This is a genomic window from Eubacterium sp. 14-2, assembly GCF_000403845.2.
GTDB lineage: Bacteria > Bacillota > Clostridia > Lachnospirales > Lachnospiraceae > Petralouisia.
In genome coordinates this window covers 268,695-284,138 of record NZ_KE159567.1, presented here as the reverse complement: position 1 = coordinate 284,138, position 15,444 = coordinate 268,695, and the positions used below count along the sequence as shown (strand labels likewise).

17 protein-coding genes and 2 pseudogenes are annotated in these 15,444 nt (G+C 42.4%); 4 read left to right on the top strand and 15 right to left on the bottom strand.

The annotated features are described in order from the left end of the window. Positions 1-4: 4 nt before the first annotated feature. The 7 genes from C805_RS08580 to C805_RS08550 form a co-directional block, all read right to left on the bottom strand. The gene (locus C805_RS08580; RefSeq protein WP_016213417.1) at positions 5-1,261 is read right to left on the bottom strand and encodes a hypothetical protein; all 1,257 of its coding nucleotides are present in this window, start codon (positions 1,259-1,261) and stop codon (positions 5-7) included. Further along, positions 1,258-2,301: a hypothetical protein gene (locus C805_RS08575; protein ID WP_016213416.1), complete on the bottom strand. Its 1,044-nt coding sequence runs from the start codon at positions 2,299-2,301 to the stop codon at positions 1,258-1,260. The genes C805_RS08580 and C805_RS08575 overlap by 4 nt, the downstream gene beginning before the upstream one ends. A gap of 192 nt (positions 2,302-2,493) precedes the next feature. Continuing rightward, the gene (locus tag C805_RS08570; RefSeq protein WP_016213415.1) at positions 2,494-2,925 is read right to left on the bottom strand and encodes a hypothetical protein; all 432 of its coding nucleotides are present in this window, start codon (positions 2,923-2,925) and stop codon (positions 2,494-2,496) included. A gap of 237 nt (positions 2,926-3,162) precedes the next feature. After that, on the bottom strand, positions 3,163-3,732 hold the full coding sequence (locus C805_RS08565) for a DUF3239 domain-containing protein (RefSeq protein WP_242832654.1): 570 nt from the start codon (positions 3,730-3,732) through the stop codon (positions 3,163-3,165). 192 nt (positions 3,733-3,924) lie between these two features. Continuing rightward, entirely contained in the window at positions 3,925-4,374 is a 450-nt protein-coding gene (locus C805_RS08560) for a helix-turn-helix domain-containing protein (RefSeq protein WP_022750874.1), read from the bottom strand. 147 nt (positions 4,375-4,521) lie between these two features. Beyond that, entirely contained in the window at positions 4,522-5,805 is a 1,284-nt protein-coding gene (locus tag C805_RS08555) for a HAMP domain-containing sensor histidine kinase (protein WP_016213412.1), read from the bottom strand. Beyond that, positions 5,793-6,467, bottom strand: coding sequence for a response regulator transcription factor (locus C805_RS08550; RefSeq protein ID WP_016213411.1), 675 nt, complete (start codon positions 6,465-6,467; stop codon positions 5,793-5,795). The genes C805_RS08555 and C805_RS08550 overlap by 13 nt, the downstream gene beginning before the upstream one ends. Before the next feature lie 294 nt (positions 6,468-6,761). Between C805_RS08550 and C805_RS27470 the strand changes: the two genes are divergently transcribed. Further along, a complete protein-coding gene (locus C805_RS27470; RefSeq protein ID WP_371197581.1) occupies positions 6,762-6,911 on the top strand; it encodes a hypothetical protein in 150 nt (49 codons plus the stop codon). Positions 6,912-6,938: 27 nt separating this feature from the next. On the opposite strand, the pseudogene C805_RS26920 reads toward C805_RS27470, so the two are convergent. After that, positions 6,939-7,088, bottom strand: a pseudogene (locus C805_RS26920) (CHAP domain-containing protein); the annotation flags it as partial. A 146-nt stretch (positions 7,089-7,234) separates the two neighbouring features. Here C805_RS26920 and istA point away from each other — a divergent pair. From istA to istB, 3 genes are read left to right on the top strand one after another with little or no spacing between them, the layout of a single operon-like run. After that, on the top strand, positions 7,235-7,897 hold the full coding sequence (gene istA / locus C805_RS26915) for an IS21 family transposase (RefSeq protein WP_242832653.1): 663 nt from the start codon (positions 7,235-7,237) through the stop codon (positions 7,895-7,897). Between the two features lie 55 nt (positions 7,898-7,952). Continuing rightward, positions 7,953-8,441 carry a Mu transposase domain-containing protein gene (locus C805_RS26910; RefSeq protein WP_016213409.1) on the top strand — a complete coding sequence of 163 codons (489 nt, stop codon included), beginning with the start codon at positions 7,953-7,955 and terminating at the stop codon, positions 8,439-8,441. Beyond that, positions 8,434-9,231, top strand: coding sequence for an IS21-like element helper ATPase IstB (gene istB / locus C805_RS08540; RefSeq protein ID WP_016213408.1), 798 nt, complete (start codon positions 8,434-8,436; stop codon positions 9,229-9,231). The genes C805_RS26910 and istB overlap by 8 nt, the downstream gene beginning before the upstream one ends. Before the next feature lie 74 nt (positions 9,232-9,305). Here istB and C805_RS08535 read toward each other — a convergent pair. The 7 genes and pseudogenes from C805_RS08535 to C805_RS08510 all read right to left on the bottom strand — a co-directional run. Beyond that, positions 9,306-9,554, bottom strand: a pseudogene (locus C805_RS08535) (single-stranded DNA-binding protein); the annotation flags it as partial. A 268-nt stretch (positions 9,555-9,822) separates the two neighbouring features. Next, entirely contained in the window at positions 9,823-10,299 is a 477-nt protein-coding gene (locus tag C805_RS08530) for a hypothetical protein (protein ID WP_155957601.1), read from the bottom strand. Positions 10,300-10,524: 225 nt separating this feature from the next. Then, the gene (locus C805_RS08525) at positions 10,525-10,836 is read right to left on the bottom strand and encodes a hypothetical protein (RefSeq protein ID WP_016213405.1); all 312 of its coding nucleotides are present in this window, start codon (positions 10,834-10,836) and stop codon (positions 10,525-10,527) included. 21 nt (positions 10,837-10,857) lie between these two features. Next, positions 10,858-11,796, bottom strand: coding sequence for a hypothetical protein (locus C805_RS08520; RefSeq protein WP_016213404.1), 939 nt, complete (start codon positions 11,794-11,796; stop codon positions 10,858-10,860). Positions 11,797-11,995: 199 nt separating this feature from the next. Beyond that, positions 11,996-13,990: a PcfJ domain-containing protein gene (locus C805_RS08515; RefSeq protein WP_016213403.1), complete on the bottom strand. Its 1,995-nt coding sequence runs from the start codon at positions 13,988-13,990 to the stop codon at positions 11,996-11,998. After that, entirely contained in the window at positions 13,991-15,037 is a 1,047-nt protein-coding gene (locus tag C805_RS26905) for a Cas9 inhibitor AcrIIA9 family protein (protein WP_016213402.1), read from the bottom strand. Positions 15,038-15,073: 36 nt separating this feature from the next. Then, complete coding sequence (locus C805_RS08510; RefSeq protein WP_016213401.1) at positions 15,074-15,355, bottom strand: hypothetical protein; 282 nt, start codon at positions 15,353-15,355, stop codon at positions 15,074-15,076. Positions 15,356-15,444: the final 89 nt, after the last annotated feature.

The window sequence follows — 15,444 nt, the reverse complement described above, 5'->3', positions numbered from 1 at the left end:
ATAATTACCCCTTAAAGCCAAATGTTGTTATTAAGGTGCTTACCTCGCCAATACCTCGCCCAAGCACAACGATACAGGCGCCGGATTCATCCAAAATTAAAACCTGCGGGACACGCTGGAAATAAGTACTGTTGTTGTCCTTGACCGTTTCGGTATGGATAACCTTTCCCGATGCTGTATCATAAATATTTATTGTTACGCTGGCTTCTCCCAAAATGGAAGTAGCAACATATTTCCCTTGCTCAGAGCAGAAAACCCCGTCCTTTCCTTCGCTGCTGCCTGAGAATGTAATCTTTTTTTCTGTATTAGATGCAGTATCAAGCATTAGCAGCGTTCCATTATTTTTGTTAAAGCTCTGGGGCATTACAAGTAAGTTCCCGCCCTTTTGCACTTCTTCAACATCCACTTCATAGTCGGCTTTTGGGGTGATACTAAGACTTGCATTGTCTATGGATACTGTTCCATAAACAGAGACTCCATCCCCGCCATTAGAGCTTATTCCCATGCCTACATAAGTTAAAGTTTTATCTCCCGTAAATGCAAGACTATCCATCGTTACAATCTCCATATTATTTGCCCTGCCATTTTCGGAATAGTTCAGAATGGCATGTACCTTTTGGGAAGAAGTATCATAGAGATAAAGTCCTTGTAATCCGCCGAAAGCGATTTGTTTTCCGTCCTGTGAAATGGTGACACTCGCCATTTGGAGGACAGAATCATCATTTAGCAGCCCACGAAAGGAAATTGTATTCTCAACAACAAAATCCTTATTCAATAGGTATCCTTTTACTCCATTACTGCTTTGTGCCGTTGCAAATGAGTCCGTGCTGCCGCTATTTTCTTCACCGACAATGAAATACCCGTCCGAATAAGGCTGCACACATAACTCATTCAAAAAAATATCCGCACTTGCTATAATCTCGCTTTTCCCAGTATCATAAAGATAGAGCTTATCTGCTGCAACAATAATCCGATTGCCATCAGCGTAATAACAGCCGCTGACCTTTCCAGAGAAAGCCGAGCCATTCACTGTGCCAACATCCATAGTATTTTTATCTGCATCACTATTCTGTGGGTTGGACTTATTATTGTCGCTGCTTCCGCTTCCTGTTTTTTCCGATGTGTTATCTTCTTCGGATTGTGGCGCATCTATGGAGCTTCCGTTTTCAGAACGATTCACATTTTCCTGACTGTTACCACAAGCTGACAGATTAAGAGCAAAAGCAAGTATAAGCATAATGCACATGAATTTCATTTTCATTTTTCAGTCCTCCTATAAAGCAAAATTGAGCCTGTCTTATTTGTAGAACAATCATTGCTTGCAGCAACAGCTACCGCATAGAAAGTATTGAAGTCATCTAATTTAGAGGTGTCTATGATGGCTTCAATTATCCACACATTTCCTTTGCTTAATGTTGCATCGTATGAAATCACTTTATCAAACGATATAGGCTTATGATTTAAGAAGAATGATATGCCATACCTTGTACCCGGCGTTCCGCAAATCGTGTAACGCACTGTAAGTGTATCTTTATTGGTAAGATTGATATTGTCATACACTAATTCGCCATCATAGGAAATAGTCGAATAAACGCCGCTATCCAATGTATCCATAGTAATTCCATCCCAACCGTTTTTCACAAGCTCATTCTCAATAAAAGAGGAAGTGATTTTTTCTTCTGCAACGCTGACATCACGAAAAATATTTTCACTTTCTCCATAAAAGATATCGCTGTCTGGAGCATCCTCATTAAAATGCAGTTTCAGCGCTCTTTCAAGGTGTTGGTGATACCAGCCGTAACTTGATGTTTCTTTCATATCGGGTTGGAAAGCGGGATTGGTAATGCTCATGATTGTAATATTTAAAGTATCACCTTTTTTCCCCGTGTTCGGTGTAAACACAAACGAAAATTTTTCTTCGTGTTTTTCAGATGTTTGGAAACAATGGAGATACTCATATTCCGCCCCCGTATCATTTACCTTGTATGCCTGTGGCTTTCCGTCCAAAAAGAGCAGGAAGCCTATGTTATCCAATTTCCCCTCTGATACAAACTGATAGTCCAAGGTAAATTCTCCGCCGTTATACTCATACGGTAAAACACTCTGGTCATCAGCTCTGGCGGGACTCGCTTCCTCGTGGCTGAGAAAACCTAAAGAGCCATCTTCCTCTGATTTTGTGAATGGATTTTCTTCCGTGTTTTGCGGGGGAGCTTTTCCGTCCTCTATGTTATAATTTCCGCAAGCTGTCGTAGTGAATAGCAAGCCGCAAATCATAACTAATGATAATATTCGTTTTCGCATTGTTTATCCTCCTGTCATGTTTGATGTATTTCAATTATAAAAGCCAAATGTCAAAATGCGGTCAAGGAATAGAAAATTACATAAGAAAAACCAACAAACTGTGATTTCTCACAAGTCTGCTGGTTCTACGTCTTATGTGTCTTACTCTTTATGTATTTATGTTGCTCGATAAATGGGAATTTTTAAATATTTTCAGTGCTTTTTTGAAGAAACGGCGGCGCAAACTACAAGCAAAATTAAGTCAATCCAGTATCCAATACAAATGTACCCAACAATCGGATGGATCAATTTTATTTCATTCGTCAAAACAACAGCAAGCAGAAGACCTATCAAAAGAAGGACAATGCCGATACCTGCCGAAAAGCGAACAATCTTGTCCATCTGTGCAAAAGAACCGATACACAGTATGATAGCGGAAATCCATACAGCCAGATGAAATACAACACCAAGATAATTAAATGCTCCTACCCCCTCTTGAAAAAGTATTTTAAAAGTTTCAGTAAAAAACCATGAATCCTGATTGACTATCAGCCCATTAGGAAAAATATTATACATTGGTACAGCAAAACTGCATAACAATAGAACAACTGAAACTGTTTTCAAAATTTTATTTTTTCGTTCCATCTACGTTTCCTCCGTAAAATAAATAATCTCAGTACACCTTAATAAGATTAAGGCAAAGGTATCATATTTTGATTTTCCAATATGTCAAATGGGAAGTTGTCATCTCACAAATTCTTTGAAAGATACAAGACCAAATCGTCATCATTTTTGCATTCCTCATATGGTTTATATCATCCATCAATCCCGAATTTGCGACGAGGGAAACGCTTTCATCAGCGTTTCCCTAAATGGAACATATTACTTGGTGTCAGCTTCCTCATTGAGGGGCTTATAGTTGCTGTCCATGTAGTTCTTTTTCCCGAAGGGAACGTAATTTTCATCCAATAAAATCAAATTTCCGTTTCCCAAATCAGGGAACTGCCGCGCAACCTCCTTGAGCACTTCCCATTCATCTCTGGTATTTTCTTTGTTGTCTTCCTCCACCTGTCTTAGTGCTTCTTGAACAGACTGTTGATCTGCCGTTCCCCAATAGAGAGGATGGGGCTGGAAGGAAGAATGGTAATCGCCGCCCTCATAGCAGAAAAAACAGGAGCAGGGGATTTTTTCAAATAGAATTTTTTGCGCCCCGTCAAGTTCCTTTACCTCCAGACAGTAGCACCCATTTACGGTTGCCGCACCATCCCGCGCGGTCATGTTTGCGATTGCCATGATAGTAAGGGGTTCTGTTTTCACGATCATGCCGGGAACCAAAAGCCCCTCCTCGTACATTTCCCGTAAATACTCGTCAGAAAATTTTCCGACAGCCCGCCATAGGAAAAACAATGCAAGAAGGAAACAGATAACGGCGGGAATCCAGCTTTTAAACAAAGAAATTCCTGACATACATAGGAAGCACACGCAGATTATCGCGGAGCTTCTCCGCTTTTTGACGACGGCTTTTATTATTTCATCCTTTTACCGTATCCGGCTCACATCTGCATGGATGCCGGATTTTACACTTGCCTCAAATTGTGAATAATCGACCATTTTTTCCTCCGTTTCTTACGTTTCTGTAGATTGCTAATATTTTTTATAGATATATTCAGTAAAAATCCGATAAAAACAATATACAATCCAGACCACCCAGGTTATTTCCCACTTGTGTGATATTACAGAAATCATCAAATAAAGAACAGCAACAGTAATAGCAGTCATCCAATTCGTTATTTTTTTCTTCCTGGTTATTTCATTGGCTGATACTTTTACAACATCTGACAACAGACTTTCATATTCGTTATCAACGTTGTTTTCTGTTCTTTCACCCTTGAATAATTCTGCTATGGAAATCCCCAGGGATGCAGCTAATGGTTCAATAAGAGATACATCTGGAAATCCGATACCTCGTTCCCATTTTGAAACAGCTGCACTTGATACTCCCAATTCATTCGCTAAATCCTGCTGCGTGCGATTTTGTTCTTTCCTGATAGCGGCAATCAGACTGCCTGTTTTTTGAACGTTCAATATTTTCACCTTCTTTCCGATTTCATAATATCACAAGAAACACCATATTCAAGAAACGCTCCGTTGAAATGTTAAACGCTGCATTGGATTTATGCAAATCCTCCTTGGTTGGCTTTAAGCACGGCACTTGACTCATTGCTCGCAGAAATAAAAATATCAACTCATTTTGTGGACTGCAATTTTAATTGTTACAGAAGCTCCACTCGGAGTAACATTTGAAAGTTCTAAACATCCGCCGTGTTTCTGGCTAAGGACACGGCTTGTAGCCAATCCCAGTCCCATATGTTCACCCGTTTTATCCTCAGAATAAAGAAAGGTATTCTTATTGCGGAGCATTGCCTTTGAAAATCCTTTGCCGTCGTCTGTAATGGTTATAGTAAGTGCATCATCAATAAATGTGTATAGGAAACTCACTTTGCTATTAGCATACCGAATGGCATTAGAAAAGATATTCTCAACAATACGGTAAAATATTTGTTCATCTAATTTTACTTGACATTCGGATACTGTAGAATGATATTCAATCTCCAAGCTATGCTGTCCTACAATAAGTGAAAGGCTTTCTGTAGCATTTTTCAAAAAATCTGGTAACTGAACGACAGAATACTTTGTTTCGGTTTCTTCAATGGTATTCAAATCACGAATATAATCTGTATAACGCTCAAGTCGTTTTGAGGTTATCGCAAGGTTGGATAGTGTATGCTGCAATTTCTCATCATTCAGACTTCCATTTGTAAAACATTGCTGCATATATTCGACATAGCCCTCTATAATCGCAATCGGATTTCTGAGGTCATGTGCCACTGATGCCTGTAAAATTTTCCGCTGCTCAATCATATTCCATAGCTGTCGGTTATTATCATACAAAGCTTGCCGCATTTCTTCAAAAGCTGTGCAGAGCCTGCCTAATTCATCGTTACTGTTATAAGCAACTGTAAAATCAAGGTCTTGCCCCTTTATATGCTTTGTTGCATCTGCAAGAATCTGAATTGGCGGCGATAGCTTTTTCCTATAAAACCACCATGCACATAACATGATTCCTATAACTGAATAGATAAAAGGAAGCCCTGCCATAGAAATGCTTATTGCTCTATATAGTAACTGTTGTTTTGGGCGGAGTGTGGAGAAGCTGGATTCTATTCTCTCTATTGTAAATTCTGTATCCCCTAACTTTTCTTCTTCCGCTTTAGCGGGGACAAGCATAGACACTTTAGAAGGTTCATCAAGTATCAATCTTTGCTTTGCCTCAGATACCGTCCCATCTGCCATAATAGTCCGTGTATGCAGCCAAATTTCCTGTGAGTCGGGGATGATATTCTTCTGCATACGATAACAGATATAAATTGTAAAAGCAGAGGATGTAAAAACAATTGTCATTGTAATGGCAACCGTCCAGATAAATGCACTTTTAATGGATTTTACTTTCTTCATTTTTTCCATCTATATCCCATCCCCCAAACTGTTTCTATATATTCCTTGCCCGTAGCTTCAGTCAGTTTATTTCTGATTTTTCGGATATGCTCTTTAATAACATTGCTGTCGCCCTCAGCATTAAAGCCCCATACGGCTTCGTATATCCGTTCTTTATCAAATATCTGGTTAGCGTTACTCATCAGAAACTCGACAATATCAAATTCACGATTTGATAAGTTCAGCGACCTTTCTCCATAAAAAATTTTGCGTTCAGCAAGATTTACAATTAAGCCTTGTGAAGATACGATTTTAGGAGTACGCTTGCTTCTCTCGTCCCTCCGCAGGTGAGCCGCCACCCTTGCGGTCAATTCTTGTAAACTAAAAGGCTTGGTTATATAGTCATCGCCGCCGACCTGCAAACCGTTTACCTTGTCCTGTTCTGTAATCCGAGCAGTCAAAAACAAAATAGGGCAGGTGACATTATTACGGATAATCTTGCATAGCTCCAATCCGTCCATTTCGGGCATGTTGATGTCAAGCAAAATTAAATCTGGATATGTATTCAGCATTGATATTGCCTCCTCCGCATCTTCCGCTGCAAAAGTCTCATATCCGCAATCCTGCAAGTGGCTTGATAATAATTCGGTCAGCATTTTTTCATCATCAACAATGAGTATCTTATATGCCATAGTAAAAACCTCCTAATCTAAAATATTTTAAAGCTTAAAAGTCAAAAAGTGGTCAAATTCTTACTTTTTTTCGAATATCAACAGGCTTTTGTGTATCTTTCAGAATAAGCCATATCCGATAGATGTTTATTGCGCCCTCAATCTGATTTTTTTAGATATCCGCCGTACCCACCGAAGTGATACGTTCTATTTTTTCGCTTTCCTGTGCTGCCATATATTCAAATATATCTGACTGCCCAACATACCATAATATTATATCCATCAATAAGAACTATAACAAGTCTGCAACCGTAAATGTTCACTACAACATTATATCGCATGAACTTTGGCAAGAAAAATAATCTTACGCAGTCAATTGAATGCTTTTTTGATGAGGCGGAACTGACTATCATAGCAGGGACGGCGCAGGAGATATGTAAGGCAAAAGAGCAGCCAGAGGATTGACCTCTGGTTTCCTTTTACCCTGTTGAATTAATAGTTTGGACATCCGTAGTCGTATATTGAGTTGCTTCCGACTGGATAGCTCTGCTGTTTGCAGGCATCCCCAGAGTTGCCCTCCACGGTGTAGACCGTTCCATTCTCGCATTTTTCTACAATGCCCACATGGTCGATTGAGCCGTTGCTCCCCTGTTAGCGCCAATGATAAAATGTAAGAAAACGCCGAAGAAAAAATGCAGGTTTATGGCGGAGAGAAAGAAAAAAAGATAGACTCCTGATAGGACAAAAAATGTCCAGGAAAGGAGTCGGAAATGAGAGGAGAAAGCTGGATGGACATACGAAGTGACAGACAAAAAGGAATGAGCTATGTGGAGCTTGGGAAAAAATACCACATGGATCCCCGGACAGCAAAGAGGTATGCACAGTCACCACAGAAGCCGGAGTACACACTGACACAGCCAAAGCCAACAAAACTGGATGCCTACAAGCAGCAGATAGACCAATGGCTGGAGGAAGCGCCCTATTCTGCGGTACGGATACTGGAGAAACTGCAGGAACAGGGATTTGACGGAAAATACAGCATCGTGAAGGAATACGTCCGGGGGAAGAAAATGGACCTGGATGAAAAAGCAACGGTGCGGTTTGAAACCATGCCGGGAAAACAGGGGCAGATGGACTGGGGCTTTTTTGAGGACCATCTGGTATACGAAGACGGGAAATGGAAGAAACTGTACTGTTTCCTTATGATACTGGGATATTCGCGGATGCGTTATATCGAATTTGTGACGGACATGAGCACAAATACACTAATCCGGTGCCATCAGAACGCGTTCCGGTATTTTGGAGGTTATCCGGAGGAGATACTCTATGACAACATGAAACAGGTGGTCATCAAACGCCTTTTAAAACAGGAAGATTCCACACTGAACCGGCAGTTTGAAGATTTTGCAGGCTTCTACGGCTTCAAACCGATTTTTGTGCCGCCCCTATAGAGGACAGACAAAAGGCAGGGTTGAACGGACGGTGCAGTTTGTACGAGACAATTTCATGGTTGGAATCAAATACGAGAGTCTTTCAGACCTCAACGGTCAGGCGCAGGCCTGGTGCAACAAGGTCAATGGAAAAGTTCACGCCACCACCAATGAAATCCCCTTTGAACGTCTGAAAGCGGAACGGTTAAACCCTCTGTGCCGGGAGTACATCATGGACAAAATCAACCTGCGCCGGGTACAAAAAGACTGCCTCATCTCCTATGCCGGAAACCAGTACTCCGTGCCGGCGGAGTACATCGGCAAAGATGTGGCAGTCGTAGCCCTCGACAGTATGCTGGCTGCCTACTATGAGGGAAAGCAGATAGCTCTGCACCGGATATCGTATCAGAAAAAAGATATGGTTGTCAATCCGCAGCACTATAGGCGGCTCACTATGAAACAGACAATGGATGCAGAAAATATACTTTTGGAACAGGACAAGGTCATTGATTTTCCCCTGAAACCTTCTGACCTGTCCAGATATGACGAGGTGCTGTATGAATGAATTGACCATGGACAGGCTGAAAGAGAATCTGGAAAGCCTCAAGATGAAGAACACTCTGGAGATTCTGGACAACTACCTGGAATGGGCGGTAGCGGAGAAATTAAATGTCGTGGATGTTTTGGATCACATTTTTGCTGAAGAAGCGAAATCCAGGCGCAGACGCGCATATGAGAAACAGATTCAGATGTCCGGTTTCCCCATTAAAAAGACTCTGGACGACTTTGATTTTTCCTTTCAGCCCTCTATTGATAAACGCCAGATCGATGAACTGGCAACCATGCGTTTCCTGGAAAACGGGGAAAATATAGTCTTTCTGGGGCCGCCGGGAGTGGGAAAGACGCATCTTGCCTCAGCCCTTGGGCTTGTAGCTGCAAGACACAGGTTTTCAACCTACTACATCAACTGTCACCAGCTCATTGAACAGCTCAAGAAAGCCCACTTTGAGAACCGGCTGCCGGACAGGCTCAAAATCCTGTCCAGGTACAGGATGCTTATCATTGATGAGATTGGATATCTCCCTATGGACATTCAGGGGGCCAACCTGTTTTTCCAGCTCATCGCAAGGCGGTATGAAAAGACATCCACGGTCTTTACCTCTAACAAGACTTTTTCGCAGTGGAATGAGGTGTTTGCTGATGTCACCATTGCCTCAGCCATTCTGGACCGTGTTCTGCATCACTGCACAGTAGTCAACATCAAAGGCGAATCATACAGGCTGAAAGAACGCAAGGAATTCATGCGTCAAAAGCAGCAGATCGTAAACACACTTTTTGAGCAGGGAAACACTTGAAAAGGTTACATGACTCCGCCGAAAAACTACAAAATATAATCGGCGTTTTCTTACATTTTTAAATCGGCGTTGACAGTATAGCTGCCAGTCTGGATGCGTCCCTCTACGGCCACGCGCATTCCTTTGGCAAGATATTTTTCAGCAAACTCTGCGGTCTTGCCAAATGCGATACAGGGAAGAAAATCCGCCTGCTGCTCCCCGTTTTTCCTGAACGGACGGTTTACTGCCAATGTATATCGGGCAATCGCCGTATTGTTATCGTTCGTAGAGTAACGAATTTCAGGGTCACGGGTAAGTCTTCCAATCAGCATAATCTTATTCATGTTTTTCTCCTTTTTGTAAATATTCTCTTTGTAATACAGCCGCTTTTGACTGTTTTCTCAAACTTTCTCCCGGTGCGTCAGCACATTTATATTTATGTTGCAAATATATTACTGTAAATAAAAAACACCACAACTGTACGGATTTGTATGTTATGGCATTTCATTATTAAGCTGTATTGTTTTGAGCTGAAAAATAGCCGTCCTGCACAGATTAAACCCTGTAGGACAGCTATTTTGCGTTTTAATATTCATGGTTGGAGAGTAACCATTATGCCAGCTGCAGTTCCTTTTCTAATTTAAGCACTTGTTCCAGCGTAAGCCCGGAATACATCGCGATTTTTTCCAACGGCAAATCTCCGTCTTCTATCATTCTCACTGCGGAATCTATTTTTTCCTGTTCCACACCCTGCTCAATACCCTGCTCATATTTTTCCTGATAATTCATCTGCAAAGTCATATACTCATGACTCCATTCTCCATCCTTTTTGGCAGACTGCACCGTTTCACCTGATTTTCCAGTAAAGTCCTTTTTTTTCATGGCATACTCATAATAAAACTTTGCATCATCATTAGTGAAATGAAATTCATCCTGTATTTTCACTATTATGGCATCATCACCTGCATTTATTTTCTTCAAATCTGATATTATTTTGCCTAGTTTGTCCATAAAAGCCGTGTACTCATTCATTCTTTTTATAGCTTCTTCTGCTTCTTCAAGGTACACTATTGCACTTTCTTCAGACAATCCCTCTTTTTCCTGTAATATTTTTAAAATTCTTTCTTCTGAAATATTGCATTCTCTGCACGCGCTAATGATGCCATAAATTTTTCCTTCTTCCCGCTTTTCTCTATACCGCATTTCCAATGTCATAATCTCAGCTCCCATCTGCATTCCATTTTTTAGTGAATCATCCACATTGAAAATTTTAAGGCAAAACATTTTGAAATGCTTTGCCTGTGGCTTTCTTTTCTAACTGATATGATATTCCTTATAAAGTTCCTGACGGTATTCTTCATCCTGCGACACTCTGACAATATCAGATAGCCTGCCGTCTTCATTTAGTAACATTATCAGGTTGGCCATCTTGTTCTCTCCATATTTTTCTCCTATTTCCCAATTTTCCTGGTCACGCATTAACAATGTCATATACTCATGCCTCCATTCTCTGTTTTTCCGGGCATTTTTCACTGCCTCTTCCAGTTCATCCACGAACGGGTCTGCTGGTTTCTTCCCGGCTACATAATCCAGGAATGCTTTCAGTCCGGGGCTGACATCATCCATAGTTCCTGTATGAAGTAAATTTTAAATATACTTTTTAGCAGCTTCTAAACTCAAATTGAATTTTTCCTGCAGCTTTTCCAATATCACCTGAACAGGTACGTCCATATCTTTCAGTGTAGATACCAGAACAGTAATGCCTTCCTCGCGTCCTTCTTCGCGTCCCCGATTCATTATTGTCTTCGCTTCATATTCTAATATCTTTCCGCCCATAACTGATTGCACTCCTTTCTTTACTGAATCATATTTTACAGCAATGTGCTCCAGAACCTTATTGGACATATCACAAATCGTACATTTTGCATACTCAGTAATATCTCCCTGTTCCATTAGCTTTTCCAGCTTTGTCTTTATCATTGCGTATTCTTGTTTTAACGACTCCAGTTCTGCTCCATTTTTCTCATATTCCTCAAACCTCTTCTCATGGGAAAATATATAGAACGGGATTAAAAACAGAAGCTTCTTATCAAATATCTCTTCTATCGTGTACTGCTGTGACTTCATTAAAGGAATGCCATAAGTAACACCTCCGCCGGGAGTGACCATCTTGATTTTTAACTTATCCGGTGTCGAAGCATTACATCTTAAATACAATACTGCTGAATGCGGGAATGTCACAGTAAGGATATTCCCCTTAATCTCTCCCTCATCAAGTGCAATCTGGGTGTCGTATTCAAACATCCTTACCAACATACTATTATCTGTGCTGCTCTGGCATTCCAAATGGTACTTTTTCGTTTCCGGCCCTACTATTATAAAGCTTGCGTCTGTAATCCGTCCGTCTTCATTTCCGCCTTGCTGATTCAGAAAATGTTCATTGGAAGAGAAAATAACCTTTTCCTTTCCGGAGTATCTTTCACGAAACACTTCGTTAATCACCGGAATAATCAAGCTGCTGCAGTCATTTAATAATGTACGGAACACATCGTCATACGGCGTATTCGTCAGTTTAACCTCACTCATTGGCATTCTCTCCTTTCCAGCCTTCCCTTACTCTGATTATATCATGTTTTGGCAGCCGCATAAAGAGTTGATTTCTGTATCAGCTGCCATTATGGTATCTTGCATCTCTTATAGTGTGGCTTTGATAATTACAGAAAAATCATACTATATTTATATATAATTTAGCATTGACCGACTTTGTAAGCGGTATTATTCGGAATCATGCCGCAGCAGCCGGAAGCCGGGCGCTAAGCACCCTCTGCTCCCAGGCTGTGATAAACGCCTCAACTTCCGGCGTCATGCTGCAGTTTCCTGTGCCCCGTACCTGTACCGCTTTTTGTCCCCGGACTTCAATCGTATAAAATGGCTTTTCTTCGTCAGAGCTTTTCCGCAGGAACAGTATGACACATTCTTTGTTAGCCGCACGTTCCACATAGCCGCCCACGCAGTGATGCAATGCATGCCCTTCTTTTATAACATCATCCGGCGTATCAGGATACACGATTTTCAAACCGTCTTTCTCAAAATCCAGCCGCCCGGAAAGCTTCTGGTATACAGCGATAAAGTCACGTTTTATTTTAGCGTCTTTCCTGTGCTTTATCCGGCGGGCCGCTTTATCGTGGGATTTCTGTAAATCTTTCGGGTACAGGACAAAGCTGTTCTCCATGTCGTATCCCAGCTTATGGCACATATCCAGATAATCCCTGTACTCTGACACCAAATCCTGCATCTCCTCGTACCGCAGCACGCCATGAGGATTTTTCCGCAAACGCAGGAATCCGTACTGGCTTTCCATATACCGGATAAACTTATGCACCGTCATATGCTCAAGGATTGGCAGGATGTCCCGGTTTACTTCATGTTCCAGCTGCCAGATAAGGAGCCGCTGCCTGTCCTTTAATCCATTGTATTTCTGGAATATCTGCAACGTAGATATATCTACGTTTAATTCCTTTAGGAACTGCACATCTTCGGCTGCTGCTTTCAGTATCCGGTGTGTCCGGTTTTCTGTTTCGTCCAGACAGTCCGGATGATGGCGGTATGCCAGGTCTGTTACAATTTCATAGAATCCGGTTTTCACCAGATGCTCCATGCGTGGGTGCTTTAGATATGCGGCAAGAAATGGCAGCGACTGCATCTGTTCCCGGAAATGGCTGTAATAGCCGTCAATAGGGCAGTACTGCCATGCAGTGCCGTTTAGTTCGTCTGGAAGATTCCTGGTGTATAAATGACCGCATGTATCAGCCTCGAAACTACACTGCCATTGGCTGAACAGGGCCGGACGTTCTCCTTTCTTCCAGTCCGTCAGGATTCCGCTGCCATGCTGGTAATAATAGCATTCAGAGTCAATCTTTCCATCGCCGCCATTTTGCCGGATAAACTGCCGGGCATTTTCGTAAATATTTATTTCAGGCGTGTCATCTGTGTATGTGTAATACACTTTTACAATCCGTATCACCAGTTCGCCGTTGCCGACATTCTGGATGACCTGGCAGGTGTCACGGTCCGTCATACAGCATCCACGGCGGGAGCGTGGCTTCATGATAAGCTCATGCCTGCAATGTGGGCAAACTGCTTTGTTCCCATGTCTTACGCCGGAAAGCTGGATTTCTTTGCCACAAGCGGAACATACACCGGGAACATCCTTTCCGCCACGCTTATAATCATAGTAAAAATACGCAGGCATGACGGATTTATGAATCCAGCCTTTCAGCCCACGGGGCAAGGTAGGCACACCAGACATACGGCTGATGATTGTATTTTCACGGATTCTCTGGCGTTCCTGTCTGCGCTTTTCCTGTATGCCCGCCTGTGCTTTGAGCAGTGGTTTGAACCCACTGCCAGGACTGCTTTTAAAATACTTGCAGAGGCGCGTTTCATCCGCTGCAGAGTAAAAAGCGCACTTATCTTTAAAATCCCAGCTGTATCCCAGATTATTGAACGCCGCTGTACGCCATGCCGTGCCGCCATTTTCCTTCCGGGTTAATGTTATGAAGTCGTCCCTGCTTTGAAAGACTGTATAGCATGGCTGGAAGCTCCCCTGCGCAGCCTGTGCGCGGGAATAGGCATACAGTATCAGTGTTTTGTGATGGTCAATCATCTTTACTGCCGTGCGGATGATATAGTCAATCTGCCCTGCATGGAGAAGCCCGCTGCCTTTTTTCATTTTTAAACAAGGGTCAGCGAATCTCCTGCATTCTCTTTTATTTAACATTTAAGACACCCCCGGTAAGCTCATTTGCTGGTAATCATTTTTCTTCGGTTCCTGCTTTTTCTCTGTTTCCTTTTTGGCTGTTTTTTTAGACTTTGTAGTCCCTTTGGCTTTGGATGCAGCATTGACATACGGACGTGGAGTGAACTTTTCTTCTTCCACATGGTCTTCCTGTGCGTCCGGGTCATTGAAATAGTCCTCTGCCCATTGGTAACACAGACCGTCAGGGACATCGCCGCCGTAAACTCCATTTTCCGGCTGGATGTCATTATCTTTCATTTCCTGTTGGAGATAATCTTTTGCCATGCGGTTGATATAATGGAAACAATGAATCATAGATTTGTTCGGATTCATAGTCTGCCGGGCAAATGAAGGGTCTTTGCGGCACAGGGTCTGTATATGCTCAGAAACACATTCCTTCATGTTCCGACGGGTGAGTTTTTCTGTATCTACACGGACACGTTCTGTGGATGCGGATACTATGTCAGCGTCGCTCATGCTCTTAATTTTCTCAAGGGCAGCTTCCCTTCCCTGCTTTTTCGCAAGCTGTTTGGCTTCCCACTCTGCCCTGCGTTTTGCCTCAGCTTCTTCATGAGCCTTTCTCTTAGCATCTTCTGATGCATCCAAAGGCTTTCCTGCTGGGATAGTGCGGTCAGACATATCCATTGTCAGTTCCTTTGCAGGTGGTTCTGATTGTGCCTGTGCAGATGGCAGTTCTTTTGCAGGAGCCTGTGCTTCTGCTTGTGATTTCTTTTCCGGCTCCGGGGATTTATCCTGTCCCGTCTGTACAGTAGGAGCCTTTTTCTCTGGGACAGACTTATGCTGAATGTCAGGCTGCTGTGCCTGGATTGCCGGAGCTTTTGGCTTTACAGGCTGTGACTGGGTTACTGCTGATTTTGCCTGTTGTGACGGAGAAACAGCAGATTTAGGCTGTGAAGTTTTAGTTTTAGGCTGTTGCGGACGGGATGCCGCAGCCGTTCTGGAAACCTGTGTGTTGCAGAATGGCACCGTGAATAAATCCAGTCCAGCCATATTAGTAGAATAGCTCATATAATAAATACCTCCTCGTATTGGTGTGTTGATTAGTTAAATGAAATCCTTGACAGACATTCCGGGCGCGTCCCACGGATTGCTTGGGGAATAATCACGCTCTGTACAGGATGAATGCTGTATTTCTCCGTTGTGATATTCAGGCTCCTCATCGAACTCTGGCTCATCTTCCGGATGTTTCAGCATTTCAATCCATTCATCAAGCTGTTTGTCTGTATAATGCTTTTCAGCTTCTGCAATCTGTTCTTCTTTGCTCTGGTATCGGTTTACCCGACGGAGCAGAAGGACAGCTTTTAAAATCTTTAATTTCCTTTCCATATGAATCTCCATTCCCTGCCTGCACTCTGGCAGAATATTATTATTAAGGCACCCGCAGCCCCCAAATGGGGGGCTATTGATGTCCATAA